The organism is Paraburkholderia sp. BL17N1 (assembly GCF_003634175.1).
In the GTDB taxonomy this organism is placed as follows: Bacteria; Pseudomonadota; Gammaproteobacteria; order Burkholderiales; family Burkholderiaceae; genus Paraburkholderia.
Map to the genome: position 1 here is coordinate 1,823,426 of NZ_RBIW01000001.1, position 22,848 is coordinate 1,846,273.

Consider the following 22,848-nt stretch of genomic DNA (forward strand, 5'->3'; position numbering starts at 1 on the left):
TCCGGGCTTATCGTGCGATCGGCTTGTAACGTAGGCGCTTCGGACGCGCAGCTTCTTCACCCAGACGCGCGCGCTTGTCCGCTTCGTATTCCTGGTAGTTGCCGTCGAAGAACGTGATTTGCGAATCGCCTTCGAACGCCAGGATGTGTGTGGCGATCCGGTCGAGGAACCAGCGATCGTGCGAGATCACCAGCACCGAGCCGGCGAACTCGAGCAAGGCGTCTTCGAGCGCGCGCAGCGTTTCGACGTCGAGGTCGTTCGACGGTTCGTCCAGCAGCAGGACGTTGCCGCCCGCGATCAGCGTTTTCGCCAGATGCAGCCGGCCGCGCTCACCGCCCGACAGGTTGCCGACAATCTTTTGCTGATCGCCACCCTTGAAGTTGAAGCGGCCAATGTAAGCACGCGACGGCGTTTCGTACTTGCCAACCGTCAGCACGTCGGCGCCGCCGGAAATTTCCTCGAATACGGTCTTCGAGGCGTCGAGCGCGTCGCGGCTTTGATCCACGTACGCGAGCTTGACGGTCGGGCCTTGCACGATCTCGCCCGAGTCCGGTTGTTCGCGGCCGGTCAGCATGCGGAACAGCGTCGACTTACCGGCGCCGTTCGGCCCGATGATGCCGACGATCGCGCCCGCCGGAATCTTGAAGCTGACGTCGTCGAGCAGCAGACGGTCGCCATACGACTTGCTGACATTCTTGAACTCGATCACTTCATTGCCCAGGCGATCGCCGACCGGGATGAAGATTTCCGAGGTTTCGTTGCGCTTCTGGTAGTCCTGGCTGTTCAGTTCCTCGAAGCGCGCAATACGCGCCTTCGACTTCGCCTGACGGCCCTTCGGGTTCTGGCGCACCCACTCCAGTTCCTTCTTGATCGCCTTCTGACGCGCCGACTCCGACGATTCTTCCTGCTTCAGGCGTTCTTCCTTCTGGTCGAGCCAGCTGCTGTAGTTGCCCTTCCACGGAATGCCGTGGCCGCGGTCGAGTTCGAGAATCCACTCAGCGGCGTTGTCCAGGAAGTAGCGATCGTGAGTCACGGCGACCACGGTGCCGGGGAAACGCGTGAGGAACTGCTCGAGCCAGTCGACCGATTCCGCGTCCAGGTGGTTGGTCGGCTCGTCGAGCAGCAGCATGTCGGGCTTTTCGAGCAGCAGCTTGCACAGCGCAACGCGGCGCTTTTCGCCGCCCGACAGATGTTCGATTTTCGCGTCCCAGGCCGGCAGGCGCAGCGCGTCGGCGGCGATTTCGATCTGCTGCTCGGCGCTGCCGTCGGTGGTGGCGAGGATCGCTTCGTACTTCGCCTGTTCGGCGGCGAGCGCGTCGAAGTCGGCGTCCGGTTCGGCGTAGGCCGCGTAGATTTCGTCGAGTTTCTTTTGCGCGCCGAAGACATCGCCGAGACCTTCCTCGACCGCTTCACGCACCGTCTTGTTCGGATCGAGTTGCGGTTCCTGCGGCAGATAGCCGATGTTCAGGTTCGGCATCGGCGTGGCTTCGCCTTCGATGTCTTTGTCCACACCGGCCATGATGCGGATCAGCGTCGACTTGCCCGAGCCGTTCAGGCCGAGCAGGCCGATCTTCGCGCCGGGGAAAAACGACAGCGAGATGTCTTTCAGGATTTGACGCTTGGGCGGCACGATCTTGCCGACCCGGTTCATGGTGAAGACGTATTGGGCCATTTGCTTGCAATAGACGTTGACGACACCGGCCGCATGGGGGCGGGCGGTCGTGGGTGGACGGGTAATCGGTGTTATGGCCGGGCGGAGCGCCCGGCGCCGGCCGGCGCGGTATGTAGCGCGGCGTCGAACTTCGCGACGCCCCGCGCGCGGGCGGGTGGTTCAGGTGGCATTGTACTTCGGCGCAAGCGCGGGGCGGCAGCGGCTACCCGTTCAGCCAGGCCTCGCTCGGGTGTTCAGAGCCAATCCGCCACGCCGCCATGGCGCGAACAGGTGCCGCTGCGATGCCGGCTGAAGCTGTAGGTGGAATCGCGGCAGCGCGCGGTTGCGCCTTCCGGCGCCTTGCCGGATAACGAGCGGGCCGGCGTGTGCACCGTACTGCCGTCGCGATTGGTGTAGGTGTTGTGGTTGCTAAGGTCTGCTTCGTCGGGCGTGGTGCCCGGCGCTACGTAAGCGAACGCGGACGATGCGCTGAACAGCAGCGCTGCGGCAACCGCCGCGCACGAGCGCAGGCTCTTGTGGGTCGTGCGTGTCATTGTCTTTCTTGCGCTTGTTGTTCTGAGTTCCAACGCGCTTTGCCGCGTTTCAATTCGCGCGCCGTCCGCTCGCCGGATCGAAGAAATGCAGATGCCGCGCGGGCAGCGCCACCTGCAGCGCGTCACCCGCCGCGGGCCGATGCGCGTGCGGCAGGCGCACCGTGACGTCGTGCTTGCCCCAGCGGCCGTGCGCGAGGTTGTCCGCGCCGAGCAACTCGCAGGAGTCGACGGTGAGCGTTCCGTGAGGCGCGTCCGCCTGGCCGGGGCTCATGTGCTCCGGACGAATGCCAAGCGTCCATTCGCGTCCTTTGGCAACTTCCTGGCCGATCGACGCGACGTCGGTCAGCGGCAGCTTCGGCCCATTGCCCGCCACTTCGAAATACGCGCCGTCGTCCGATACGCGGCCTTCCAGCAGATTCATCCCCGGCGAGCCGATGAAGCTCGCCACGAACACCGTCGCAGGCCGTTCATACACCTCGGTCGGTGCGCCGATCTGCTCGGCATGGCCCTTGTTCATCACGATCACACGCTGCGCCAATGTCATCGCTTCGATCTGATCGTGCGTCACGTACAGACTCGTCGTGGCGAGCCGCGCATGCAAGCGCTGGATTTCGAGCCGCATCTGCACGCGCAGGCGCGCGTCGAGATTCGACAGCGGTTCGTCGAACAAAAACACGGCCGGCTCGCGCACGATTGCGCGACCCATCGCGACGCGTTGCCGCTGGCCGCCGGACAACTCGCGCGGCTTGCGTTGCAACAGCGCTTCGAGTTCGAGAATCTGCGCGGCGGCGTCCACGCGCTTTGCAATCTGCGCGCGGTCCACGCCCGCGATCTTCAGCGCGTAGCCCATGTTTTCGGCGACGCTCATATGCGGGTACAGCGCGTAGTTCTGGAACACCATCGCGATGTTGCGATCCTTCGGCTCCAGTTGATTGACTACTTTGCCGGCGATCGAAATGCTGCCCTCGGAGATGCGTTCGAGTCCCGCCACCATCCGCAGCAAGGTCGATTTGCCGCAACCCGACGGGCCGACCATCACGACGAACTCGCCGTCGGCGACGTCCACGTCGATACCGTGCAGCACGAACTGTTTTCCGTCGTAGGTTTTTTTAACGCCTTGCAGGGTTAGCGCAGCCATGCCGTTTTAGCCTCTCGTTGCGTGCCGCGGATCGCGCGGTGTTATCTATTCCAATGCATCAAGAATGCTCGGTGAAGCGCCGCTTACTTCTCCGCGTCCACGAGCCCGCGCACGAACCAGCGTTGCATCGTCAGCACGACTGCCAGCGGCGGCAGCATCGCGAGCAGCGTCGCGGTCATCACGAGATGCCATTCGGTCGCCGTGTCGCCCGACGCGATCATGCTTTTGATGCCGACCACCGCCGTGGTCAGCGATTGCTGGCTCGTGATCAGAATCGGCCACAAGTATTGGTTCCAGCCGTAAATGAACGTGATCACGAACAGAGCCGCCATGTTCGTTTTCGACAGCGGCAAGACGACGTCCCAGAAGAACCGCATGGCGCCGGCGCCGTCGATGCGCGCCGCTTCCATCAATTCGTCCGGCAGCGTCATGAAGAACTGGCGGAACAGGAATGTCGCGGTGGCCGAGGCGATCAGGGGCAACGTCAAACCGCTATACGTATTGCTCAAATGCATCGACGACACGACTTGCACGGTTGGGAAGATCCGCACTTCGACCGGCAGCATCAGCGTGATGAAGATCAGCCAGAACGCGAGGTTGCGCAACGGAAAACGGAAGAACACGATCGCGTACGCGGAGATCATGGAGACGGCGATCTTGCCGATCGAAATCACCAGCGCCATCACGAGGCTGTTGAACAGCATGCGGCCGAACGGCGCCGCCGCGTTGCCGCTGCCTTGCGACCAGACGGTCGCGATGTTTTCGAACAGATGCGTGCTCGGCACCAGCGAAAGCGGCACGCTGAACACTTCGTGCTCGCTCATGGTCGCCGCGCAGAACGCGACGTACACCGGAAACACCACCAGCACGACGCCGAGAATCAACACGGCGTGGCAGAAGAGGTCGAAACCGCGGCGGTTCTCGATCATGAGTATTGAACCCTGCGTTCGATGAAGCGGAATTGCACGACCGTCAACGCAACGACGATCACCATCAGGATCACCGACTGCGCGCCGGAACTGCCGATGTCGAGCCCCTGAAAACCTTCGGCGAAGATCTTGTAGATCAGCGTGCGGGTTGCCTGCGCGGGGCCGCCGCCGGTGGCCGCATCGATTACAGGGAAAGTGTCGAAGAAGGCGTACGTGATGTTGATCACCAGCAGGAAGAAACTGGTCGGCGACAGGAGCGGCAGTGCGATGCCGAAAAAGCGCCGCACGGGACCGGCGCCGTCGATCGCCGCTGCTTCGATAAGCGAGCGCGGAATTGCCTGCAAGCCCGCGTAGAAGAACAGAAAGTTATAGCTGACCTGTTTCCAGACGGACGCCAGCACGACCAGGAACATCGCCTGACCCGCGTTCAGCGCGTGATTCCACACGATGCCGTATTTGGCCAGCGCATAGGTGACGAGGCCGATGCTCGGGTTGAACAGGAACGACCACAACACCGCCGCGATCGCGGGCGCAACCGCGTACGGCCAGATCAGCAGCGTCTGATAGGTCTTGGCGCCGCGCGTTACGCGATCCGCGCAGACCGCGAGCAGCAGCGAGATCACAAGTCCCGACACGGTGACCAGCGCGCAGAAGATCAGCGTCGTATAGAACGACGACAGGTAGAGCGGATCGGCGAAGAGTTGCTTGAAATTGGCCAGTCCGACGAACTCGCTCGACGTGCCGAACGCATCCTGGCTTTGCGTGGATTGCCAGAGCGCCTCACCGGCCGGCCACAGAAAAAACAGCAACGTGATCGCCAGTTGCGGCGCGACGAGCAGGTAGGGCAGCAGGCTGGTGCCGAAGCTGGAGCGCTTTTCCATCGATGATTTCCAAGGTTCTGCTGCAAGCACGGGTTTCGGTGCGGGCGCACCGAAACCCCGCCGACGACCGCTTAGTTGCCGGCTTTCTCGAAGCGGCGCAGCAGTTCGTCGCCGCGCGACACAGCCGCGTCGAGCGCCTGTTGCGGCGTCTTCTTCTGTGCCCAGACCTGCTCGAGTTCTTCGTCGATGACCGTGCGGATCTGCGGCATGTTGCCCAGACGCAAGCCCTTGGTGTACGGCAGAGGCGGCTTGTTGAGCATCTGCTTGATGGCGGTGTCGCTGCCCGGATTCTTCTCGTAGAAGCCTTGCTGCTGCGTCAGTTGATACGCCGCCGTGGTGACCGGCAGATAGCCGGTGTCCTGATGCCACTTGGCCGCAACCGGCGCCGACGACAGATACGAGAGAAATTTCGCCACGCCCTTATACACGGCAGGATCCTTGCCCGACAGGACCCACAGGCTCGCTCCGCCGATGATCGCGTTCTGCGGCGCGCCCTTCACGCTGGCGTCGTACGGCATCATGCCGGTGCCGAAGTTGAACTTCGCGTACTTCTTGATCGTGGCGAGCGACCCCGACGAGTTGGTGATGATCCCGCAGTCGCCGCTATAGAACTTCGATACCGGTTCGTCCTTGCGGCCGACGTAGGTGAACGTGCCGTCCTTCTGCATGTTCTGCAGGAACTGGATGTGCGCGACCTGCAGCGGCTTGTTGAATTCCAGTTGCGCGTCCGGGCCGTCGAAGCCATTGTTCTTCGACGCGAACGGTGCGCCGTGCCACGCGCTGTAGTTCTCGAGTTGAATCCAGCTCTGCCAGCCCGACGAATAACCGCACGCCATGCCCGACGCCTTCAGCTTCTGCGCGTCGGCCTGCAGTTCGGCCCAGGTTTTCGGCGGCTGGTTCGGATCGAGGCCGGCTTTCTTGAAGGCGTCCTTGTTGTAGTACAGCACCGGCGTCGAGCTATTGAACGGCATCGAGATCAGCTCGCCGGTTTTGGCGTCGCTGTAATAGCTGGCGATGGTCGGCACGAAGGCCTTCTCATCGAGCGGCACGCCGGCTTGCTTGAACACTTCCGAGACGGGGATCACCGCCTTCTTCGCCTGCATCATGGTGGCGGTGCCGACTTCGTAGACCTGCAGAATGGCCGGCGCATTGCCGCTGCGATACGCGGCGATGCCGGCGGCGAGCGTCTGATCGTAGGTGCCCTTGAAGACCGGCACGATCTTGTAGTCGCTTTGCGATGCGTTGAACGCGTTGGCGATGTCGTTCAGCCGTTCGCCCAATGCGGCTTCCATGCCGTGCCAGAACTGAATTTCAGTCGCGGCATGGGCCGCCTGGCTAAGGCCGGCGCTCAATACGGCGGCAAGGGAAAGCGAACGGATTAGCGGCTTCAAACTCATCGATTTGTCTCCAGTCGGAACGGGCGCGAATGCGAATCGCGCGATTCTATTTGTGTTCGATGACAGTCCGGCGACGGTTGCCGGGCACGGTGCACCATTTTTGACGGGCGCCGAATGCCGCAATTTAACATCGGTGTCATAAAACGGAAACAGTCGGCGTCTGAAGGTGAAGTTTGCGCGAAGGCAAAGCCCGAGGTGCCGGCTGGACGCGGCCGTTTGCGAGAGGGCATGATGGACGCGGGTTTGAGTCGCGCGTGGCGATTCGGGTGCGTCACATCACGGTGTCCGATAATCAGGATTGCAGATGCTGGGTTACTCAGTGCGGTCGGCAACAGGTGGCTGGATGATGGCCCTCACTTTGGCGGGGTGTGCGTTCACGCCGGTCACGAACAACGATGCCGTCAAGCAGGTGAACTCTTTGCCGGCGATCATCGCGCATCGCGGCGGCACGGGCGACGCGCCAGAGAACACGCTCGAAGCGATCCGCCTGTCGGTCGAGCATCACGCCGACGCCATGTGGCTCACCGTGCAGTTGAGCAAGGACGGCGTGCCGGTTTTGTATCGGCCGGCGGATCTGTCGGCATTGACGGACGCGAGAGGTCCGGTGGCTGCCTACACCGCGGCCGAACTCGCTCGCGTCAATGCCGGTTGGAACTTCCTCCGCAGCGAGGCATATCCATACCGCGATCATCCTGTGGGAATTCCGACGTTGCGTGAGGCGCTGCATGCCATGCCTGCGACCATGCCGGTCATCCTCGATATGAAAGCGCTGCCCGCCGGGCCGCAGACGCAAGCCGTCGTGCGCGTGCTCGATGAAGAAAAGGCGTGGCAGCGTGTGTCGATTTATTCGACCGAAGCGGATTATCAACGAAGCTTTGCCGCGTATCCACAAGCGAAGCTGTTCGAATCGCGCGATGCGACGCGTGGGCGGCTTGTGCGAGTCTTGCTGAATCAGGGCTGCGTGGACGCGCCGGCCGAACACGCCATGACCGCGTTCGAGCTGCATCGCGCGCTGACGGTGGTGGAGAAGTTCACGCTGGGGGAGGGGCGCTCGGACGTGCAGGCTACGCTGTGGACGCCTGCAACTGTCGCTTGTTTCCGGCAGAAGCCGGACGTGCGGATCGTCGCGATTGCGGTGAACGAGGCGGACGATTACCGTATGGCGGCGTGCCTCGGCATCGATGCGGTGCTCGCGGATTCACCGGAGAAAATGGCGGCCATTAGGGAGGGTATTGCGTTGCCGTTGCGTTGTGCGCGTTCCAAGGCAAGGAGTGAGCGATAAAAAAAGCCCGCTTCGATGAACGGGCTCTCTTGAAATCACTTGCTGCGGGTGGCGGCGCTCAGGTTTGCACCCGTCGCCGCACGCCGAAGCGGAAGGCGAAGCTCAGACGTTGAACAGGAAGTTCATCACGTCGCCATCATGCACGACGTATTCCTTGCCTTCCGCGCGCATCTTGCCCGCTTCCTTCGCGCCTTGCTCACCCTTATAGGTGATGTAGTCGTTGTACGCGATCGTCTGCGCGCGAATGAAGCCGCGTTCGAAGTCCGTGTGAATCGCGCCCGCAGCCTGCGGCGCGGTATCGCCGATATGGATCGTCCATGCGCGCACTTCCTTCACGCCGGCCGTGAAGTAGGTTTGCAGACCCAGCAACTTGAAGCCGGCGCGGATCACGCGGTTCAGGCCCGGCTCTTCCATGCCCATGTCGGCGAGAAACACTTCCATGTCGGCTTCGTCGAGGTCGGCGATTTCCGCTTCGATCGCGGCGCAAACGGCCACGACCGGCGCATTTTCCGCCGCAGCGTGCTTCGCGACTGCGTCCAGATGCGGATTGTTCTCGAAGCCGTCTTCCTTCACGTTGGCCACGTACATGGTCGGCTTGGCGGTGATCAGGCAGAACGGCTTGAGCGTTGCCTTTTCTTCGTCCGACAGGTCGAGCGCCCGGACCGGCTTGGCCTGGTCGAGCTGCGCGCGCACCTTCTCCAGCACGGCCGCGTTCTTGATGGCTTCCTTGTCGTTACCCGACTTGGCCGCCTTCGAATAGCGCGCCAGCGCCTTTTCGACAGTCGCGAGGTCGGCCAGCGCCAGTTCGGTGTTGATCACTTCGATATCCGACAGCGGATCGATCTTGTTCGCGACGTGAATCACGTTCTCGTCTTCGAAGCAGCGCACCACGTGCGTGATCGCATCGGTTTCGCGGATGTTGGCGAGAAACTGGTTGCCCAGACCTTCGCCCTTGCTTGCGCCTGCCACGAGACCGGCGATGTCGACGAATTCCACCACGGCCGGCAGGATGCGCTCCGGCTTGACGATTTCAGCGAGCGCCTTCAGCCGCGCGTCCGGCACCTCGACGATGCCGACGTTCGGCTCGATCGTGCAGAACGGATAGTTTTCGGCGGCGATGCCCGCCTTGGTCAGCGCATTGAACAGGGTGGACTTGCCGACGTTAGGCAGGCCGACGATGCCGCATTTGAGGCTCATGGAAATCCTTCAGTGAATCAGTAAGTTGCGTGATGCGCTCGACGCTGTGTGCAGGATTCGAGAAGCCTTCGCGGGTGGCGTGGCGGACCAGTGCAGCGGAGCGGGACAAGACACCGGATCGGGGCGTTGCTCGACGACCGGGTGCGAGTTTTCACGGAAAGCGCAATTGTAACCCGTTCGGATCGGCTCACCGACGCGGCTGCGGGAAAGCGGTGCTCGCCGCTCGGTCCGCGATTGCAAGGTTCAGGTAAGGTTTTCTCGGGCGCACTGTAGAATCGCCAGTTCAGGGCCGCTAGAGCCCGAATCCGAGGAAAAAATGAGAACAATACGGTGGGTCTTAACGGGTGTGGCTGTCGTCGCGGTGGGCAGCGCGATTGCGTCATGGGTGTCGCCGAACTTCGACGACGCTCAGGCGAACTCCGACCGGCAAACGGTCAACTGTCTCTCAAGCCACTTAACGCTCGACGATAAAAAACAGATCGCGCAGTTCGCCGATACCAACGACTTCGATTCGCTCTGGCGCGTGTACGACCGCATCTTCCCGGACTGCGCCGTGCGCGGCGATCAGCGGGAGCGCAAGGGCGACCTCGAGGCGAGCGCGTGGCGGCTGCTGTCTTCCGACCGCGCATTCACGCGGCTGCGCGAAGCCAACGCGGCATTGGCGGCGGCCGGTCACCAGTGAGCCGCGGCGCGGTTGTTCGGGCGCAAAGGCGTGCGCGAAAGCCGCCTGCATCGATCCGTCCCCGGCAACCCCCACGGCTATAATGCGCGGATGAACGCACACCACCAGACCTTTGATGCCGCCGTGATCGGCGGCGGGCTCGTCGGCAAGACCGCGGCGCTGGCGCTGACGCAAGGCGGACTGCGCGTGGCGCTGCTCGCGCAACCGTGCGCGGCGCTGCCCGCCGGCGCTGCCTTCGACTCGCGCGTCTACGCGCTGTCGTCGAGTTCCCAGGCTTTGCTGGAGCGGTTGCGGGTGTGGCAGGCGCTCGATCTGACGCGGCTTGGGCCGGTGTATGACATGCGCGTTTACGGCGACGCGCACGCCGAACTGCATTTCTCCGCGTTCCAGGCTTCGGTGCCGCAGCTGGCGTGGATCGTCGAATCGTCGGTGATCGAACGTGCGCTGGATGCGGCGCTGCGCTTCCAGCCGAGCCTCACCTGGATCGACACGCGTGCTCAGGCGCTCGACTTCACGGCGGACAGCGCAAGCGTCGGCCTCGCCAACGGCAATGTGCTCGACGCCGATCTGGTGGTCGGCGCGGACGGCGCACATTCGTGGGTGCGCGCGCAAATCGGCTCGAAAATGGACCGGCGCGACTACAAGCAAACCGGCGTGGTCGCCAATTTCAAGGCGGAAAAACCGCACAGCGAAACCGCCTACCAATGGTTCAAGGACGGCGAGATCATCGCGCTGCTGCCCATGCCGGACGGTCACGTCTCGCTGGTCTGGTCGGCGCGCACGGAGCACGCCCAGCAGTTGATCGCGCTCGATCCGGCGCAACTCGCCGCTGAAGTGGAACGCGTGACCGGCGGCCAGTTCGGCGCGCTCGATTGCGTGACGCCGGCGCAAGGCTTCCCGCTCGCGCTGCAAACGGTCGACCGGCTGGTGGCGCCGCGCGTCGCGCTGGTCGGCGACGCCGCGCATCTGATTCATCCGCTGGCCGGGCAGGGCATGAACCTCGGCTTGCGCGACGTTGCTGCGCTCGCCGACACCGTCGCCGGCAAGGAGTCGTTCCGCGATCTCGGCGACATGGTGCTGCTGCGCCGCTACGAACGCTCGCGCCGCGAGGACATCCGCGCGCTAATGATCGCCACCGACGGCCTGCAAAAACTCTTCTCCGTCCCCGGTCCGTTTGCCAAGGTGTTGCGTAACACCGGCATGGCGTTTGTCGGCGCGCAGCCGTTCATCAAGCGCTGGCTGGTGTCGGCCGCGCTGGGTTGAAGCATCCGGCCGGGCATGCCGCGGCCGGCGAGACAGGTATCATGAACGGGTGGACGCCGTTCCGGTCAGACCGGGAGCGTCAGGAAACGAGCACTGCCCGCGCATTGCGCGCGATTGAACCAGGAATTCAGCATGAAAAAAACTTTCCGCATGGCAGCCGCCGTGCTCGCCATTGCTGCCGTCACCATCGGCTGCTCCGCTCAGGCCGACCAGACCACGGACAAGCTCAAAGCCACGCTGCAAACGCGTCTCGCCGACGTGTCGATCAAGAGCGTGACGAAGTCGCCGATTGCTGGTCTGTACGAAGTGAACCTCGGCACGCAGATCGTCTATAGCGACGCGAACGGCGAATACCTGCTGCTCGGCGACATGGTGGACGCCAAGACCCGCAAGAATCTGACCGAAGCACGTCTGGCCGAAACCAACCGCATCGACTTCGCGAGCCTGCCGTTCGGCAACGCGGTGAAGGTCGTGAAGGGCAACGGCGCGCGCAAGATCGCCGTGTTCTCCGATCCGAATTGTCCGTACTGCAAGCAGCTCGAAACGTCGCTCAAGTCGATCGACAACGTGACGGTCTACACTTTCCTGTACCCGGTGCTGTCGCCGGATTCGACGGCGAAGTCGAAGTCGATCTGGTGCTCGACGGATCGCGCGAAAGCCTGGGAGTCGTGGATGCAGGATCACCAGGCGCCCACCGCCGCCGGCACCTGCGACACCGCCGCGATCGACAAGAACCTGGCGCTCGGCCACGCCATGAACGTCGACGGCACGCCCACGGTGTTTCTCGCCGACGGCCGCCGTCTGCCGGGCGCCGTGCCGGCAGACCGGCTGGATAAAGAAATGTCCGCGGTGCACTGAGCACGCGTAAAACATCAAGCAAAGGAGGCGCGTCGTGCGCCTCCTTTCACATCGAGCCCGAACATCCCCGCCTGACCTCTCCTAATTACCGCCGATGAAGCCGATCCGCTACACCATCGTTCCCAAGCAGCCTGCCGCCCACCTGTTCGAAGTCACCGTGACCGTCGCCGATCCTGATCCGGCTGGGCAGCGTTTCATGCTGCCGGTATGGATTCCGGGCAGCTACATGGTGCGCGAGTTCGCCCGCAATATCGTGACGCTCCGCGCGGTCAACGAGGCGGGCCGCAAAGTGCGCGTCGAAAAGACCGACAAGCACACGTGGCAAGCCGCGCCGGTCAAAGGCGCGCTGACGCTGCGCTACGAGGTCTATGCGTGGGATCTGTCGGTGCGCGCCGCGCATCTCGACGATACGACGGGCTTTTTCAACGGCACGAGCGTGTTTCTCTCGCCGCTCGGCCACGAAGAGGCGCAGTGCGTGGTCGATATTCAGAAGCCCGAGGGCGCGGCGTACCGCAACTGGCGTGTCGCGACCGCGCTGCCGGAAGTGCGCGGCACGAAGCGGTATGGCTTCGGCGAGTATCGCGCGCAGAACTACGACGAACTGATCGATCATCCGGTCACGCTCGGTGAATTCGCACTGGCGACGTTCAAGGCGCATGGCGTGCCGCACGACATCGTGATCGCCGGGCGCGTGATCGGGCTCGACATGGCGCGTCTGTCCGCCGACCTGAAGCGCATTTGCGAAGCGCAGATCGCGTTGTTCGAGCCGAAGTCGAAGAAAGCGCCGGTGGATCGCTACGTGTTCATGACCCAGGCCGTCACCGATGGTTACGGCGGCCTTGAACACCGCGCTTCGACCGCGCTGATCTGCAATCGCGGCGATCTGCCGGTGGAAGGCCGTGAGGCGCTCACTGAAGGCTATCGAACCTATCTAGGCTTGTGCAGCCACGAGTATTTCCACACCTGGAACGTGAAGCGCATCAAGCCGGCTGTGTTCGCACCGTACGATCTCAGCGTCGAAAACTACACGTCGCTGCTGTGGCTGTTCGAGGGCTTCACCTCTTACTACGACGACCTGATCCTCGTGCGCAGCGGCCTCATCTCGCAGGACGACTATTTTGGCATGCTCGGCAAGGTGATCGGCGGCGTGCAGCGCGGCAGTGGGCGTCTCAAGCAGACCGTCGCCGAAAGCTCGTTCGACGCGTGGGTCAAGTACTACCGGCAGGACGAGAACGCGCCGAACGCGATCGTCAGCTATTACACCAAGGGCTCGCTCGTCGCGCTCGCGTTCGATCTGACGATCCGCGCGCAGACCAACAACCGCAAATCGCTCGACGACGTGATGCGTTTGCTGTGGCAGCGCTTCGGCCGTGATTTTTATCGCGGCAAGCCGGTTGGCGTCGACGAAGGCGAGATCGAGGCGCTTTTCGCCGAAGCAACCGGCGCGAAACTGGCCGAGTTGTTCGCCGAAGCCGTGCACGGCACGCGCGATCTGCCCCTCGACACGCTGCTCGCGCCGTTCGGCGTCGACATCGCGCCCGAATTGGACAAAAACGGCAAGCCGACGCTCGGCGCGCGCGTGCGCGGTGGCGCCGATTGCACGCTGGCGGCGGTTCATGACGACAGCGCCGCGCAAAAAGCAGGACTCTCGGCGGGCGACGTGCTGATCGCGCTCGACGGCCTGCGCGTAACCGGCTCGAATCTTGACGGGCTGCTCGCGCGCTATCAGCCGGGCGCGAAAGTCGAGGTTCACGCGTTCCGCCGCGACGAGTTGCGCACCACGCAAGTCAAGCTGGACGGGCCTGAAGTGACACGCTACAAGCTCACCGCCAGCGACAAGCGGCCCGCCGCGCGTAAGGCACGCGAGCGCTGGCTGGCCAGCTGATCGTCGTCGGGGCCGTCGCCAATGGACGGCCTGATCAGGCGGATTGTTCTACCAGTGCAACAATCCGTCGCCGCCGGACGGCTTGTTCCAGGTTCGGCAAAAAACCACAATGGCTCCATTCGCGCAACACTGCGCGCCCCCAACTGGAGTCAACCATGACCACGATCCTGCAAATCAACTCGGCAGCCCGTTCGCAAGGCGCAAACTCGACGCTGCTCGTCAACGAACTGACCGCCAAGCTGCAACAATCGAATCCGGGCGCGCAAGTCGTCGTCCGCAATCTGCAAGCTGAGCCGCTGCCCCACCTGGACGACGCCGTCCTCGGCGCGTTCTTCACGCCGGCCGAGCAACGCACGGCTGAGCAAGCCGCGATCGCTGCGCGCAGCGACGCGCTGATCGCCGAACTGCAAGCCGCTGACATCGTTGTGATCGGCGCGCCGATGTACAACTTCGGCATCTCGTCGCAACTCAAGACGTACTTCGACTTCATCGCCCGTGCCGGCATCACGTTTGCGTACACGGCGAATGGTCCGGAAGGTCTCGTGAAGGGCAAGAAGGTCTACGTCGTGTCGGCACGCGGCGGCAAGTATCTGGGCACGCCGAACGACAGCCAGACGCCGTACCTGAAGAGCTTCCTCGGCTTCCTCGGCATGACCGACGTGAACTTCATCTACGCCGAAGGCCTGAACATGGGCCCGGACGCTGCCGGTGCTGCGTTGGCCTCGGCACGTGAAGCGATTGCTGCTGCGTAAGGTTGGCTGCGCCGCTTCGATGCGGTGAACAGACTGCCGGAAAAAAACGCCACGGATCTTTAGGTCCGTGGCGTTTTTGCTTTGAGGCACGGCGGCGGTGTCACGCTCGCTGGCTATTGCCGGCGGTTTACGCCAGCATTTGCGCTTCGTCGGGCAGGCGCCAATCGATCGGTTCACGACCTTGCTGCGCGAGATAGTCGTTGGCCTTCGCGAAATGCCCGCAGCCGAGAAAACCGCGATGCGCCGACAGCGGCGACGGATGCGGCGCTTCCAGCACGCAATGTGACTTGCCGCCGAGCAGCGCGCGCTTGGCTTGCGCATGCGCACCCCACAGCATGAACACGAGGCCGTCATGACGCATGGCCAGTTCATGGATCAACGTGTCGGTGCATTTTTCCCAGCCGCGTTTCGCGTGGCTGGCGGCGGAGTCACGCTCGACGGTCAGCACGGTGTTCAGCAGCAGCACCCCTTGCTTCGCCCATGTGTCGAGACAGCCGTGACGCGGCGTCTCGTGGCCGAGGCTCGCGGCGATTTCCTTGAAAATATTGCGCAACGACGGCGGCGTGCGCACGTTCGGCGCCACGGAGAACGCGAGTCCGTGCGCTTGCGGCGTGCCCCGGTCTTCGCCGTGATACGGGTCTTGGCCGAGGATGACGACTTTGACGTCTTCCGGACTGGTCAGGCGCAGCGCGCGGAACACGTCGGCGGGATAGACGGTTTTGCCGGCAGCGCGCTCACCATCGACGAAACGGCAGAGCGGCGCATAGGCGTCGCATTCGATGAACGGTTTGAGATGCGCGCGCCATGCGGGCGGCAGGGCGTCGAATTGCGCTTCGAGCGTCGGCGGGGGCGCGCTTGCGCCGGATTGCTGCGGCTGGGTGCTCGTCTTGGCAGCCTTGGCGGGTGCGGAGGCGGCGTCGCCGAACAGCGAGGCCTGCGACGGATTGGAGCGGGTTCGGGAAGCAGAGGTCATGGCGGGGAAGTGTCGCAGCAAACGCGGCGTTGCTCAAGGTGGGGCGGCGCGGCTTGTCGCGTTTGCCCGGTAGCTTTCCGTGCTGTGCCTCAGCCGGCCCGCAACTTATAACCGCGCTGCGCCTTGCTGATATTGTCCGGCGCGAGGCCGGCTATCTGTTTGCCGAGCTCCGCTGCAAGCGTGTGAAGCGCCGCTTCGTCACCGGACTTCAGTTCGAGTTCGACTTCCGAGATCGGCGCGCGGCGCGTTTCTGCGTCGACTTTGGCGAACACGTCGCCCTGATCGATGGCCGCTTCGATGTCCGAGCCGTCCACTTCGACACGCCACAGCGTCCGGGTGAAATTCGTGCGGAACAGTTCGGTCAGCTCAGGCGCTGCCTGACGCAAAGCATCCGCAGCGGACGGCTCGTCGCACTCGCGCAGCAGCGCGTCGATCTCCAGCTTTTCGCCCGCCACCGGCATTTCCCATTCGTGCCGGTTGTGCAAACCATCTTTGGCGTTGCCCACCGTCTTGAAGGTTTGCAGCCACCCGTCCGGCGTCTGCCGCAAACGCAAGGCGCTTTTCGAATTCGCGAGCGTCAGTTGCGGCGTGTCGAAGTAAATATTCACCAGCTTGACCGGACGACCCGCCGCGCCCGTGCGGGTGGCGAACCACTGCGTCGCCGCTTGCACCTGGGCGGGCGGCAGCGCCAGTTTGATTTCGCGTTCCATGCCCATGATCTGCTCCGCTACGTACGCCGCGTGCCGTATGCCGACAGCGCGCTCAGAAAAACATCCGGGCAAGCTCCACGCCCGGCTCGTCCGCGCGCATGAACGCCTCGCCGACGAGGAACGTATGCACGTCCATTGCGCGCAGGCGCTCCACATCGGCGCGCGACAGAATGCCCGACTCCGTGACGACGATGCGGTCGTCCGGAATCGATTCGAGCATGCCGATTGTCGTTTCGATCGAGGTCTCGAAGGTGCGCAGATTGCGGTTGTTGATGCCGATCAGCGGCGTTTTCAGCTTGAGCGATTCCATCAGTTCGTCTTGATCGTGCACTTCGACCAGCACGGCGAGCCCGAGCGAATGCGCGAGCGCTTCCAGGTCCTGCATCTGCGACGTTTCGAGCGCGGCGGCGATCAGCAGGATCGCGTCGGCGCCCATCGCGCGCGCTTCGACGATCTGGTAAGGATCGACGATGAAGTCCTTGCGCAGCACCGGCAAATTGCAGGCCGCGCGCGCTTGCTCCAAATACGCGACGCTGCCTTGAAAGAACTGCACGTCGGTCAGTACGGACAGGCAGGCCGCGCCGTGCTTTTCGTAAGAGCGCGCGATATCGGCCGGCACGAAGTGTTCGCGCAACACGCCTTTCGACGGGCTCGCTTTCTTGACTTCGGAGATCACGGCGGCAAGGCCTGCCGTGTGTTTCGCGCGCAATGCGCCGACGAAGTCGCGAATGTCGCGCGACGACGCTTCGAGGCGCAGCTCTTCGAGCGGCGCGCTCTGTTCGGCCGCGCGGACTTCTTCGCGTTTGACCGCGATGATACGGTCGAGGATGTCGCTCATAAGTGTCTCGCTACGTTGATTGCTACTTGATCACTGCTTGAATTGCTGGGTGAAGCGAACCAGTTCGTCGACCTTGGCTCGCGCCTTGCCGCTCGCGATCGCTTCGCGCGCCAACTGAATGCCGTCCGCAATCGACGAAGCCACGTTCGCCGAATACAGGGCCGTGCCCGCGTTCAGCGTGACGATCTCTCGAGCCACGCCCGGCTTGTTGTCGAGCGCGTCGAGCAGCATTGCTTTCGATTCGGTGGCGTCGGCCACTTTGAGCGTGCGATTCGACACCATCTGCATGCCGAAGTCTTCCGGATGGATCTCGTACTCGTAAATCTGGCCGTCGCGCAACTCGCCGACTTGCGTCGCCGCGCCAAGCGAGACCTCGTCCATGCCGTCCATACCGTACACCACCAGCACGTGCTTCGCGCCGAGACGCTGCATCACGCGCACCTGAATGCCGACCAGATCGCCGTGGAACACGCCCATCAACTGATTGGGTGCGCCGGCCGGATTGGTCAGCGGCCCGAGAATGTTGAAGATGGTCCGCACGCCGAGTTCGCGGCGCACCGGCGCAATGTTCTTCATGGCCGGATGATGGTTCGGCGCGAACATGAAGCCCATGCCGGTTTCCGCAATCGACGCCGCCACCTGTTCCGGCTGCAGATCGATATTCACGCCGAGCGCTTCGAGGACGTCCGCGCTGCCCGACTTGCTCGACACGCCGCGGCCGCCGTGCTTCGCGACCTTGGCGCCGGCCGCGGCCGACACGAACATGGTTGCCGTGGATATGTTGAAGGTATGCGAACCGTCGCCGCCGGTGCCGACGATATCGACGAAGTTCGAGTTGTCCTGCACCTCGACGTGCCGGGCAAATTCACGCATCACCGTGGCGGCGGCGGTGATTTCGCCGATGGTCTCTTTTTTGACGCGCAAGCCGGTGATGATTGCGGCCGCCATGACGGGCGAGAGTTCGCCGCGCATGATGAGCCGCATCAAGTGCAGCATTTCGTCGTGGAAAATCTCGCGGTGCTCGATGGTCCGTTGCAGCGCTTCCTGGGGCGTAATCGTCATGATGTCGTCTCTTTTCATCAAGCGTTGCGATTGGACGTTGGCGCACCGGCGAGCTTCGATTGCTTGACGAAGTTTTCGAGCAGCGCGTGGCCGTGTTCGGACAGGATCGATTCAGGGTGGAACTGCACGCCTTCGACCGCCAGTTCCTTGTGACGCACGCCCATGATCTCGCCGTCTTCGGTCCATGCGGACACTTCGAGGCAGTCGGGCAGCGATTCGCGTTCGATCGCAAGCGAGTGATAGCGGGTCACGACGAAATGCTTCGGCAGGTCGGCGAACACGCCCTTGCAGTCGGTCTCGATCGTGCTGACCTTGCCGTGCATGATGGTTTGCGCGCGCACCACGCGTCCGCCGAAGGCCTCGCCGATTGCCTGATGGCCGAGACAGACGCCGAGAATCGGCGTCTTGCCGCTGAATTCGCGCAGCACGTCGAGCGTGATGCCGGCGTGTTGCGGATTGCTCGGCCCGGGCGACAGGCAGATGCGCTCCGGGTTGAGTTTCGCGATTTCGTCCAGCGTGATTTCGTCGTTCCGATAGGTGCGCACGTCTTCGCCGAGTTCGCCGAAGTACTGCACCAGGTTGTAGGTGAACGAGTCGTAGTTGTCGATCATGAGCAGCATGGTGTGTCTCCGGTCAGAAGTCGCTATCGAGGCCGTCTTGCACTTGTTCCGCGGCGCGCAGCACGGCGCGCGCCTTGTTCTCGGTCTCTTGCCATTCGGATTCCGGCACCGAATCCGCGACTACACCCGCTGCCGCCTGCACATACAGATTGCCGTTCGCGATCACGCCGGTGCGGATCGTGATGGCCAGATCCATTTCACCCGTGAACGACAGATAGCCGACCGCACCGCCATACAGGCCGCGCTTCACCGGCTCCAGTTCGTCGATCAGTTCCATCGCGCGGACTTTCGGCGCGCCCGACAACGTGCCGGCCGGGAAGGTGGCGCGCAGCACGTCGAAATTCGTTGTGCCGGGCTTCAGCTTGCCTTCGACCGAACTCACGATGTGCTGCACGTGCGAGTACTTTTCGATCACCATCTTGTCGGTGACGACCACTGAGCCGATCTGCGCGATGCGGCCGACGTCGTTGCGCGCGAGGTCGATCAACATGACGTGTTCGGCGATTTCCTTCGGGTCGTTCAGCAGCTCGGTGGCGAGTTCCGCGTCGCGTTCCGGCGTATTGCCGCGTGGCCGCGTGCCGGCGAGCGGCCGGATGGTAACGATGCGATCCTCGCCACGTTTTTCCTGGCGCACGAGGATTTCCGGCGATGCACCGACCACGTGGAAGTCGCCGAAGTTGTAGAAATACATATACGGCGACGGATTCAGCGAGCGCAGCGCGCGATACAGCGAGAGCGGATTGTCGCGGTACGGCTTGATCAGGCGCTGGCCGACCTGCACCTGCATCAGCTCGCCGGCGGCGATATATTCCTTCGCCTTGCGCACGGCCGTCAGGTAATCGTCTTTGGCGAACTCACGGTAGGTCTCGGTGCGTACGCTCGCCGACGTGACCGGCGGTTGCACGGTCGTGCGCAAACGCTGGCGCAGTTCGCGCAGACGTTGCTTCGCTTTTGTGTAGGCCTCGGGCTGCGTCGGGTCGGCGTAGACCACGAGGTAGAGCTTGCCCGCGAGGTTGTCGATCACCGCGACTTCTTCAGTCAGAAGCAACTGGATGTCAGGCAGATTCAGATCGTCTTTCGGCGCTGTGTGCGCAAGCTTCTTCTCGATGTAGCGCACTGCGTCGTAGCCGAAATAACCGGCCAGACCGCCCGCGAAGCGCGGCAAGCCGGGGCGCTGCGCCACTTTGAAGCGGCCCTGGAATTGCTGGATGAATTCGAGCGGGTCACCCTCGTGCGTCTCGACGACCTTGCCGTCGCGCACCACTTCGGACACGCCGTTGCGGGTGCGCAGCAGCGTGCGCGCCGGCAGGCCGATGAACGAATAGCGGCCGAACCGTTCGCCGCCCACCACCGATTCCAGCAGGAACGAGTTGGCGCCGTTGCGCTCGCTCTGCGCGAGTTTCAGGTACAGCGAGAGCGGCGTTTCGAGGTCGGCGAGCGCTTCGGCGATCAGCGGAATGCGGTTGAAGCCCTCATTGGCGAGGGACTGGAATTCGAGTTCGGTCATGTTCCGATCCTGTACGGTGATCCGGCGGCAGCGTGCGTCGGACAAAGCGGGTCATTGCGCGGCCGGTCAGGTGTTCGTTCGACGTGTCGATACGATGATACCGACCGGCGCGAGTTTCCCATCGACGCGTGCAAGGGATTTCAGCGCACAACGGTACTTTGCGGGTACACGCAGGCCGAATCAACCGATGCAGCGAAACAAGATGATGGAAAAAACGCGTGAGCGCAGCGAAGTAAAAAACGGTTGCCGAAGACGAACTTCAGCGTACCTCAGGCGAGGTTAGCGCGACCAGCGACGCCAGGGCCAGGCTCCCCGGTCGATGCTAATCAGACTCCGTTTTTTATTCAGAAACATGAGGATGAAGGACTTTTAAGTCGTGGAATGGTGCGCTGCGATCGCCTTGGCGGCGTCGAGCAGCGAGCCAACTATACCATCGGATTTTATTGTTTGTATAGCTTGGCCATGGTTGTAGCCATAGGGCACCGTGAGCGTCGCCATGCCGGCCGCACGGCCCGCCAGCGCATCGTTTTCCGAATCGCCAATGGCAACCGTGGCCCGCGGTTCGACGCCCAACTGCGCGGCCGCGGTAAGCATGGGCAGCGGATCCGGCTTCTTTTTCGCCAGGCTGTCGCCGCCGAGCACGACGCCGAAATACTGGGCGAGCCCATACTGCTGCAGCAATTCCACCGCGAACCGATGCGGCTTGTTGGTCACGCAGGCGAGCTTGAGGCCGGCGTCGCGCATGGCGATCAATCCGGCTTCGACATCGGGATAGAGCCGCGTGTGCGTGCCGTTGATCTTCGCGTACTCCTCCTGATAGATCGCGAGCGCTTCGTCGAAGCGGTCTTGCGCATGCTCCGTTTCGAAGCGCGGCGCCAGCACGCTGCGGATCAGATGCTCCGAACCCTTGCCGACATAACCGACCACTTCCTCGCGTGACGTTTCTTCCGCGTCGAGTTGCGCGAGCATGCCGTTCAGGCCGGCGGTGAAATCGTCAGCGGTATCGATCATCGTGCCGTCGAGGTCGATGATCGCCGCTTGCAGGCGTGGGCCGGTGAAAGTCGGGGTGGGGAACGGAGTGGTCATGTTGCGTGCCGGTTATGCGTCGGTGCTCAGTGCTGGATGTTGGCGAGTGCCGCGCGCATCTTCTCGATCACGACCTTGTGGTCGGGCTGGCCGAAGATCGCCGAACCGGCCACGAAGGTGTCCGCGCCGGCCGCCGCGATTTCGGCGATGTTGTCGACCTTCACGCCGCCGTCCACTTCCAGATGAATCTCGCGGCCGGTGCGCTCCTTGTAGGCATTGATCCGCCGGCGTGCTTCGCGCAGCTTGTTGAGCGCCTCCGGAATGAACGACTGGCCGCCGAAACCCGGATTCACCGACATGATCAGCACGAGATCGACCTTGTCCATCACGTGATCCAGATAATTCAACGACGTGGCCGGATTAAAGACCAGGCCGGCCTTGCAGCCGTGGTCGCGGATCAGCGACAGCGTGCGGTCGATATGGTCCGAGCCTTCCGGGTGAAAGCTGATCAGATTCGCGCCGGCCTTCGCGAAGTCCGGCACGATGCGGTCGACCGGGCGCACCATCAGATGCACGTCGATCGGCACGTCCACATGCGGGCGGATCGCCTCGCAGACGAGCGGGCCGATGGTCAGGTTCGGCACGTAATGGTTGTCCATCACGTCGAAATGAATCCAGTCGGCGCCGGCGGCGACAACGTTGCGGACTTCTTCGCCGAGGCGGGCGAAGTCGGCTGACAGAATGCTTGGAGCGATGCGGAATTGCGTCATGGCGGGGGCGGAGGCAAGCGGGAAAGCGCCATTTTACCGTTTTGCGCGCGGGCGTTCCGGTTCGTGGACGCTTTCGGGCGTGAACCTTCGTTCAAGCGGCGAATGTGACAAAACGTCCTAATGTCCCTTGGCCAAAGGGATTTGTCCGGTTGCGGGCGTGCCGCGCATCAAGCAGAATGCCAAAACCATCAGCGCCGCCTCGCCAGTGCGCCCGCAAACCATTGGCGTTCGGGCTTTCCCGCGATTTTTCACACCCCGTTTCAGCAGACCGGAATCAGGATGAGCCAGTACGAATTCAGCGTCTCGGCGCAGGTGCAGTATCTGCCCGAAGAGTCGGACCCGGAGCGCCGCCAGTATGCATTCGCCTACACGCTGACCATCCGCAACACCGGCCAGGTGCCCGCGCAATTGATCGCGCGTCATTGGGTGATCACCGACAGCGACAAGAGCGTGCAGGAGGTGAAGGGCTTGGGTGTGGTCGGACACCAGCCGTTGCTCAAACCGGGCGAGCATTTCGAATACACGAGTTGGGCGGTGATCGCCACGCCGGTCGGCACCATGCGCGGAGAGTACTTCTGCGTGGCCGAGGACGGTGAGCGTTTCGACGCGCCGGTGCCGGAGTTCATTCTGCGCATGCCGCGTACGTTGCATTGAACCGAGGGCGCGGCCCGCGGTCTTTAAGAAGCTCATGCGCGGTGCAACGCGTAGCTTTACTGCGATTTTTGCTGCTTTTGCTGTTTACTCGCGTTGGCGCGTGCCGCTTTCTTCTTGCCGGACGACGTCCACACAACGATAAAGACGAGCAGGAAGAGCGCGAGGAGCGATTCCAGCGCGAAGATGAGCATCGGGTATTCGTCGAACAGATCAGACATG

The 22,848-nt window shown here is 63.0% G+C and carries 23 protein-coding genes; 7 read left to right on the top strand and 16 right to left on the bottom strand.

The window, feature by feature from the left end:
- Positions 1 to 7 precede the first annotated feature (7 nt).
- The 6 genes from ettA to ugpB all read right to left on the bottom strand — a co-directional run bounded on the left by ettA (position 8) and on the right by ugpB (position 6,550).
- The gene (gene ettA / locus B0G82_RS08145) at positions 8 to 1,672 is read right to left on the bottom strand and encodes an energy-dependent translational throttle protein EttA (RefSeq protein ID WP_116143919.1); all 1,665 of its coding nucleotides are present in this window, start codon (positions 1,670 to 1,672) and stop codon (positions 8 to 10) included.
- A 233-nt stretch (positions 1,673 to 1,905) separates the two neighbouring features.
- Complete coding sequence (locus B0G82_RS08150; protein WP_116143920.1) at positions 1,906 to 2,205, bottom strand: DUF3761 domain-containing protein; 300 nt, start codon at positions 2,203 to 2,205, stop codon at positions 1,906 to 1,908.
- A 49-nt stretch (positions 2,206 to 2,254) separates the two neighbouring features.
- On the bottom strand, positions 2,255 to 3,343 hold the full coding sequence (locus B0G82_RS08155; RefSeq protein ID WP_116143921.1) for a sn-glycerol-3-phosphate import ATP-binding protein UgpC: 1,089 nt from the start codon (positions 3,341 to 3,343) through the stop codon (positions 2,255 to 2,257).
- A gap of 83 nt (positions 3,344 to 3,426) precedes the next feature.
- Positions 3,427 to 4,272, bottom strand: coding sequence for a sn-glycerol-3-phosphate ABC transporter permease UgpE (ugpE, locus tag B0G82_RS08160; RefSeq protein WP_116143922.1), 846 nt, complete (start codon positions 4,270 to 4,272; stop codon positions 3,427 to 3,429).
- Complete coding sequence (ugpA, locus tag B0G82_RS08165; protein WP_012434461.1) at positions 4,269 to 5,153, bottom strand: sn-glycerol-3-phosphate ABC transporter permease UgpA; 885 nt, start codon at positions 5,151 to 5,153, stop codon at positions 4,269 to 4,271. The genes ugpE and ugpA overlap by 4 nt, the downstream gene beginning before the upstream one ends.
- A 71-nt stretch (positions 5,154 to 5,224) precedes the next feature.
- On the bottom strand, positions 5,225 to 6,550 hold the full coding sequence (ugpB, locus tag B0G82_RS08170) for a sn-glycerol-3-phosphate ABC transporter substrate-binding protein UgpB (RefSeq protein WP_106284231.1): 1,326 nt from the start codon (positions 6,548 to 6,550) through the stop codon (positions 5,225 to 5,227).
- 304 nt (positions 6,551 to 6,854) lie between these two features.
- On the opposite strand from ugpB, the gene B0G82_RS08175 reads away from it, so the two are divergent.
- Positions 6,855 to 7,832 (top strand): glycerophosphodiester phosphodiesterase family protein, encoded by a 978-nt coding sequence (locus B0G82_RS08175; protein ID WP_121307116.1) that lies wholly within the window; start codon positions 6,855 to 6,857, stop codon positions 7,830 to 7,832.
- Between the two features lie 102 nt (positions 7,833 to 7,934).
- Here B0G82_RS08175 and ychF read toward each other — a convergent pair whose 3' ends face one another.
- Positions 7,935 to 9,029, bottom strand: a complete 1,095-nt coding sequence (ychF, locus tag B0G82_RS08180; protein ID WP_012434458.1) for a redox-regulated ATPase YchF — start codon at positions 9,027 to 9,029, stop codon at positions 7,935 to 7,937.
- Between the two features lie 316 nt (positions 9,030 to 9,345).
- Between ychF and B0G82_RS08185 the strand changes: the two genes are divergently transcribed.
- The 5 genes from B0G82_RS08185 to B0G82_RS08205 all read left to right on the top strand — a co-directional run bounded on the left by B0G82_RS08185 (position 9,346) and on the right by B0G82_RS08205 (position 14,469).
- The gene (locus B0G82_RS08185) at positions 9,346 to 9,711 is read left to right on the top strand and encodes a hypothetical protein (protein WP_121307117.1); all 366 of its coding nucleotides are present in this window, start codon (positions 9,346 to 9,348) and stop codon (positions 9,709 to 9,711) included.
- Between the two features lie 90 nt (positions 9,712 to 9,801).
- Positions 9,802 to 10,974: a UbiH/UbiF family hydroxylase gene (locus B0G82_RS08190; protein WP_121307118.1), complete on the top strand. Its 1,173-nt coding sequence runs from the start codon at positions 9,802 to 9,804 to the stop codon at positions 10,972 to 10,974.
- Positions 10,975 to 11,106: 132 nt separating this feature from the next.
- Positions 11,107 to 11,832: a DsbC family protein gene (locus B0G82_RS08195; RefSeq protein WP_116148756.1), complete on the top strand. Its 726-nt coding sequence runs from the start codon at positions 11,107 to 11,109 to the stop codon at positions 11,830 to 11,832.
- A 94-nt stretch (positions 11,833 to 11,926) separates the two neighbouring features.
- A complete protein-coding gene (locus B0G82_RS08200) occupies positions 11,927 to 13,717 on the top strand; it encodes a PDZ domain-containing protein (RefSeq protein WP_121307119.1) in 1,791 nt (596 codons plus the stop codon).
- Between the two features lie 155 nt (positions 13,718 to 13,872).
- Complete coding sequence (locus B0G82_RS08205) at positions 13,873 to 14,469, top strand: NAD(P)H-dependent oxidoreductase (RefSeq protein ID WP_106284235.1); 597 nt, start codon at positions 13,873 to 13,875, stop codon at positions 14,467 to 14,469.
- A 127-nt stretch (positions 14,470 to 14,596) separates the two neighbouring features.
- Here the strand turns inward: B0G82_RS08205 and B0G82_RS08210 are convergent, their stop codons facing one another.
- The 8 genes from B0G82_RS08210 to rpe form a co-directional block, all read right to left on the bottom strand.
- Entirely contained in the window at positions 14,597 to 15,442 is an 846-nt protein-coding gene (locus B0G82_RS08210; RefSeq protein WP_121307120.1) for a uracil-DNA glycosylase, read from the bottom strand.
- Positions 15,443 to 15,531: 89 nt separating this feature from the next.
- Positions 15,532 to 16,158, bottom strand: a complete 627-nt coding sequence (locus B0G82_RS08215) for a CYTH domain-containing protein (protein WP_116143940.1) — start codon at positions 16,156 to 16,158, stop codon at positions 15,532 to 15,534.
- Between the two features lie 46 nt (positions 16,159 to 16,204).
- Entirely contained in the window at positions 16,205 to 16,990 is a 786-nt protein-coding gene (trpC, locus tag B0G82_RS08220) for an indole-3-glycerol phosphate synthase TrpC (protein WP_121307121.1), read from the bottom strand.
- A gap of 30 nt (positions 16,991 to 17,020) precedes the next feature.
- Entirely contained in the window at positions 17,021 to 18,052 is a 1,032-nt protein-coding gene (gene trpD / locus B0G82_RS08225) for an anthranilate phosphoribosyltransferase (protein WP_106284259.1), read from the bottom strand.
- A gap of 17 nt (positions 18,053 to 18,069) precedes the next feature.
- Positions 18,070 to 18,672 (bottom strand): aminodeoxychorismate/anthranilate synthase component II, encoded by a 603-nt coding sequence (locus B0G82_RS08230; RefSeq protein WP_116118356.1) that lies wholly within the window; start codon positions 18,670 to 18,672, stop codon positions 18,070 to 18,072.
- A gap of 13 nt (positions 18,673 to 18,685) precedes the next feature.
- Positions 18,686 to 20,179, bottom strand: coding sequence for an anthranilate synthase component I (gene trpE / locus B0G82_RS08235; RefSeq protein ID WP_106284240.1), 1,494 nt, complete (start codon positions 20,177 to 20,179; stop codon positions 18,686 to 18,688).
- 369 nt (positions 20,180 to 20,548) lie between these two features.
- Positions 20,549 to 21,265, bottom strand: coding sequence for a phosphoglycolate phosphatase (locus B0G82_RS08240; RefSeq protein ID WP_121307122.1), 717 nt, complete (start codon positions 21,263 to 21,265; stop codon positions 20,549 to 20,551).
- Between the two features lie 26 nt (positions 21,266 to 21,291).
- Positions 21,292 to 21,975 (bottom strand): ribulose-phosphate 3-epimerase, encoded by a 684-nt coding sequence (gene rpe, locus B0G82_RS08245; RefSeq protein ID WP_116118354.1) that lies wholly within the window; start codon positions 21,973 to 21,975, stop codon positions 21,292 to 21,294.
- Positions 21,976 to 22,254: 279 nt separating this feature from the next.
- Between rpe and apaG the strand changes: the two genes are divergently transcribed.
- The gene (gene apaG / locus B0G82_RS08250) at positions 22,255 to 22,629 is read left to right on the top strand and encodes a Co2+/Mg2+ efflux protein ApaG (RefSeq protein ID WP_012434444.1); all 375 of its coding nucleotides are present in this window, start codon (positions 22,255 to 22,257) and stop codon (positions 22,627 to 22,629) included.
- A gap of 56 nt (positions 22,630 to 22,685) precedes the next feature.
- On the opposite strand, the gene B0G82_RS40005 is transcribed toward apaG, so the two are convergent.
- Positions 22,686 to 22,847, bottom strand: a complete 162-nt coding sequence (locus B0G82_RS40005) for a hypothetical protein (RefSeq protein ID WP_166679051.1) — start codon at positions 22,845 to 22,847, stop codon at positions 22,686 to 22,688.
- Position 22,848: the final 1 nt, after the last annotated feature.

What these genes read in the sequence shown, in the direction of transcription:
- ettA (WP_116143919.1), bottom strand. Translation starts at nt 1,672, where the DNA reads ATGGCCCAATACGTCTTCACCATGAACCGGGTCGGCAAGATCGTGCCG.
- B0G82_RS08150 (WP_116143920.1), bottom strand. Translation starts at nt 2,205, where the DNA reads ATGACACGCACGACCCACAAGAGCCTGCGCTCGTGCGCGGCGGTTGCC.
- B0G82_RS08155 (WP_116143921.1), bottom strand. Translation starts at nt 3,343, where the DNA reads ATGGCTGCGCTAACCCTGCAAGGCGTTAAAAAAACCTACGACGGAAAA.
- ugpE (WP_116143922.1), bottom strand. Translation starts at nt 4,272, where the DNA reads ATGATCGAGAACCGCCGCGGTTTCGACCTCTTCTGCCACGCCGTGTTG.
- ugpA (WP_012434461.1), bottom strand. Translation starts at nt 5,153, where the DNA reads ATGGAAAAGCGCTCCAGCTTCGGCACCAGCCTGCTGCCCTACCTGCTC.
- ugpB (WP_106284231.1), bottom strand. Translation starts at nt 6,550, where the DNA reads ATGAGTTTGAAGCCGCTAATCCGTTCGCTTTCCCTTGCCGCCGTATTG.
- B0G82_RS08175 (WP_121307116.1), top strand. Translation starts at nt 6,855, where the DNA reads ATGCTGGGTTACTCAGTGCGGTCGGCAACAGGTGGCTGGATGATGGCC.
- ychF (WP_012434458.1), bottom strand. Translation starts at nt 9,029, where the DNA reads ATGAGCCTCAAATGCGGCATCGTCGGCCTGCCTAACGTCGGCAAGTCC.
- B0G82_RS08185 (WP_121307117.1), top strand. Translation starts at nt 9,346, where the DNA reads ATGAGAACAATACGGTGGGTCTTAACGGGTGTGGCTGTCGTCGCGGTG.
- B0G82_RS08190 (WP_121307118.1), top strand. Translation starts at nt 9,802, where the DNA reads ATGAACGCACACCACCAGACCTTTGATGCCGCCGTGATCGGCGGCGGG.
- B0G82_RS08195 (WP_116148756.1), top strand. Translation starts at nt 11,107, where the DNA reads ATGAAAAAAACTTTCCGCATGGCAGCCGCCGTGCTCGCCATTGCTGCC.
- B0G82_RS08200 (WP_121307119.1), top strand. Translation starts at nt 11,927, where the DNA reads ATGAAGCCGATCCGCTACACCATCGTTCCCAAGCAGCCTGCCGCCCAC.
- B0G82_RS08205 (WP_106284235.1), top strand. Translation starts at nt 13,873, where the DNA reads ATGACCACGATCCTGCAAATCAACTCGGCAGCCCGTTCGCAAGGCGCA.
- B0G82_RS08210 (WP_121307120.1), bottom strand. Translation starts at nt 15,442, where the DNA reads ATGACCTCTGCTTCCCGAACCCGCTCCAATCCGTCGCAGGCCTCGCTG.
- B0G82_RS08215 (WP_116143940.1), bottom strand. Translation starts at nt 16,158, where the DNA reads ATGGGCATGGAACGCGAAATCAAACTGGCGCTGCCGCCCGCCCAGGTG.
- trpC (WP_121307121.1), bottom strand. Translation starts at nt 16,990, where the DNA reads ATGAGCGACATCCTCGACCGTATCATCGCGGTCAAACGCGAAGAAGTC.
- trpD (WP_106284259.1), bottom strand. Translation starts at nt 18,052, where the DNA reads ATGACGATTACGCCCCAGGAAGCGCTGCAACGGACCATCGAGCACCGC.
- B0G82_RS08230 (WP_116118356.1), bottom strand. Translation starts at nt 18,672, where the DNA reads ATGCTGCTCATGATCGACAACTACGACTCGTTCACCTACAACCTGGTG.
- trpE (WP_106284240.1), bottom strand. Translation starts at nt 20,179, where the DNA reads ATGACCGAACTCGAATTCCAGTCCCTCGCCAATGAGGGCTTCAACCGC.
- B0G82_RS08240 (WP_121307122.1), bottom strand. Translation starts at nt 21,265, where the DNA reads ATGACCACTCCGTTCCCCACCCCGACTTTCACCGGCCCACGCCTGCAA.
- rpe (WP_116118354.1), bottom strand. Translation starts at nt 21,975, where the DNA reads ATGACGCAATTCCGCATCGCTCCAAGCATTCTGTCAGCCGACTTCGCC.
- apaG (WP_012434444.1), top strand. Translation starts at nt 22,255, where the DNA reads ATGAGCCAGTACGAATTCAGCGTCTCGGCGCAGGTGCAGTATCTGCCC.
- B0G82_RS40005 (WP_166679051.1), bottom strand. Translation starts at nt 22,847, where the DNA reads ATGTCTGATCTGTTCGACGAATACCCGATGCTCATCTTCGCGCTGGAA.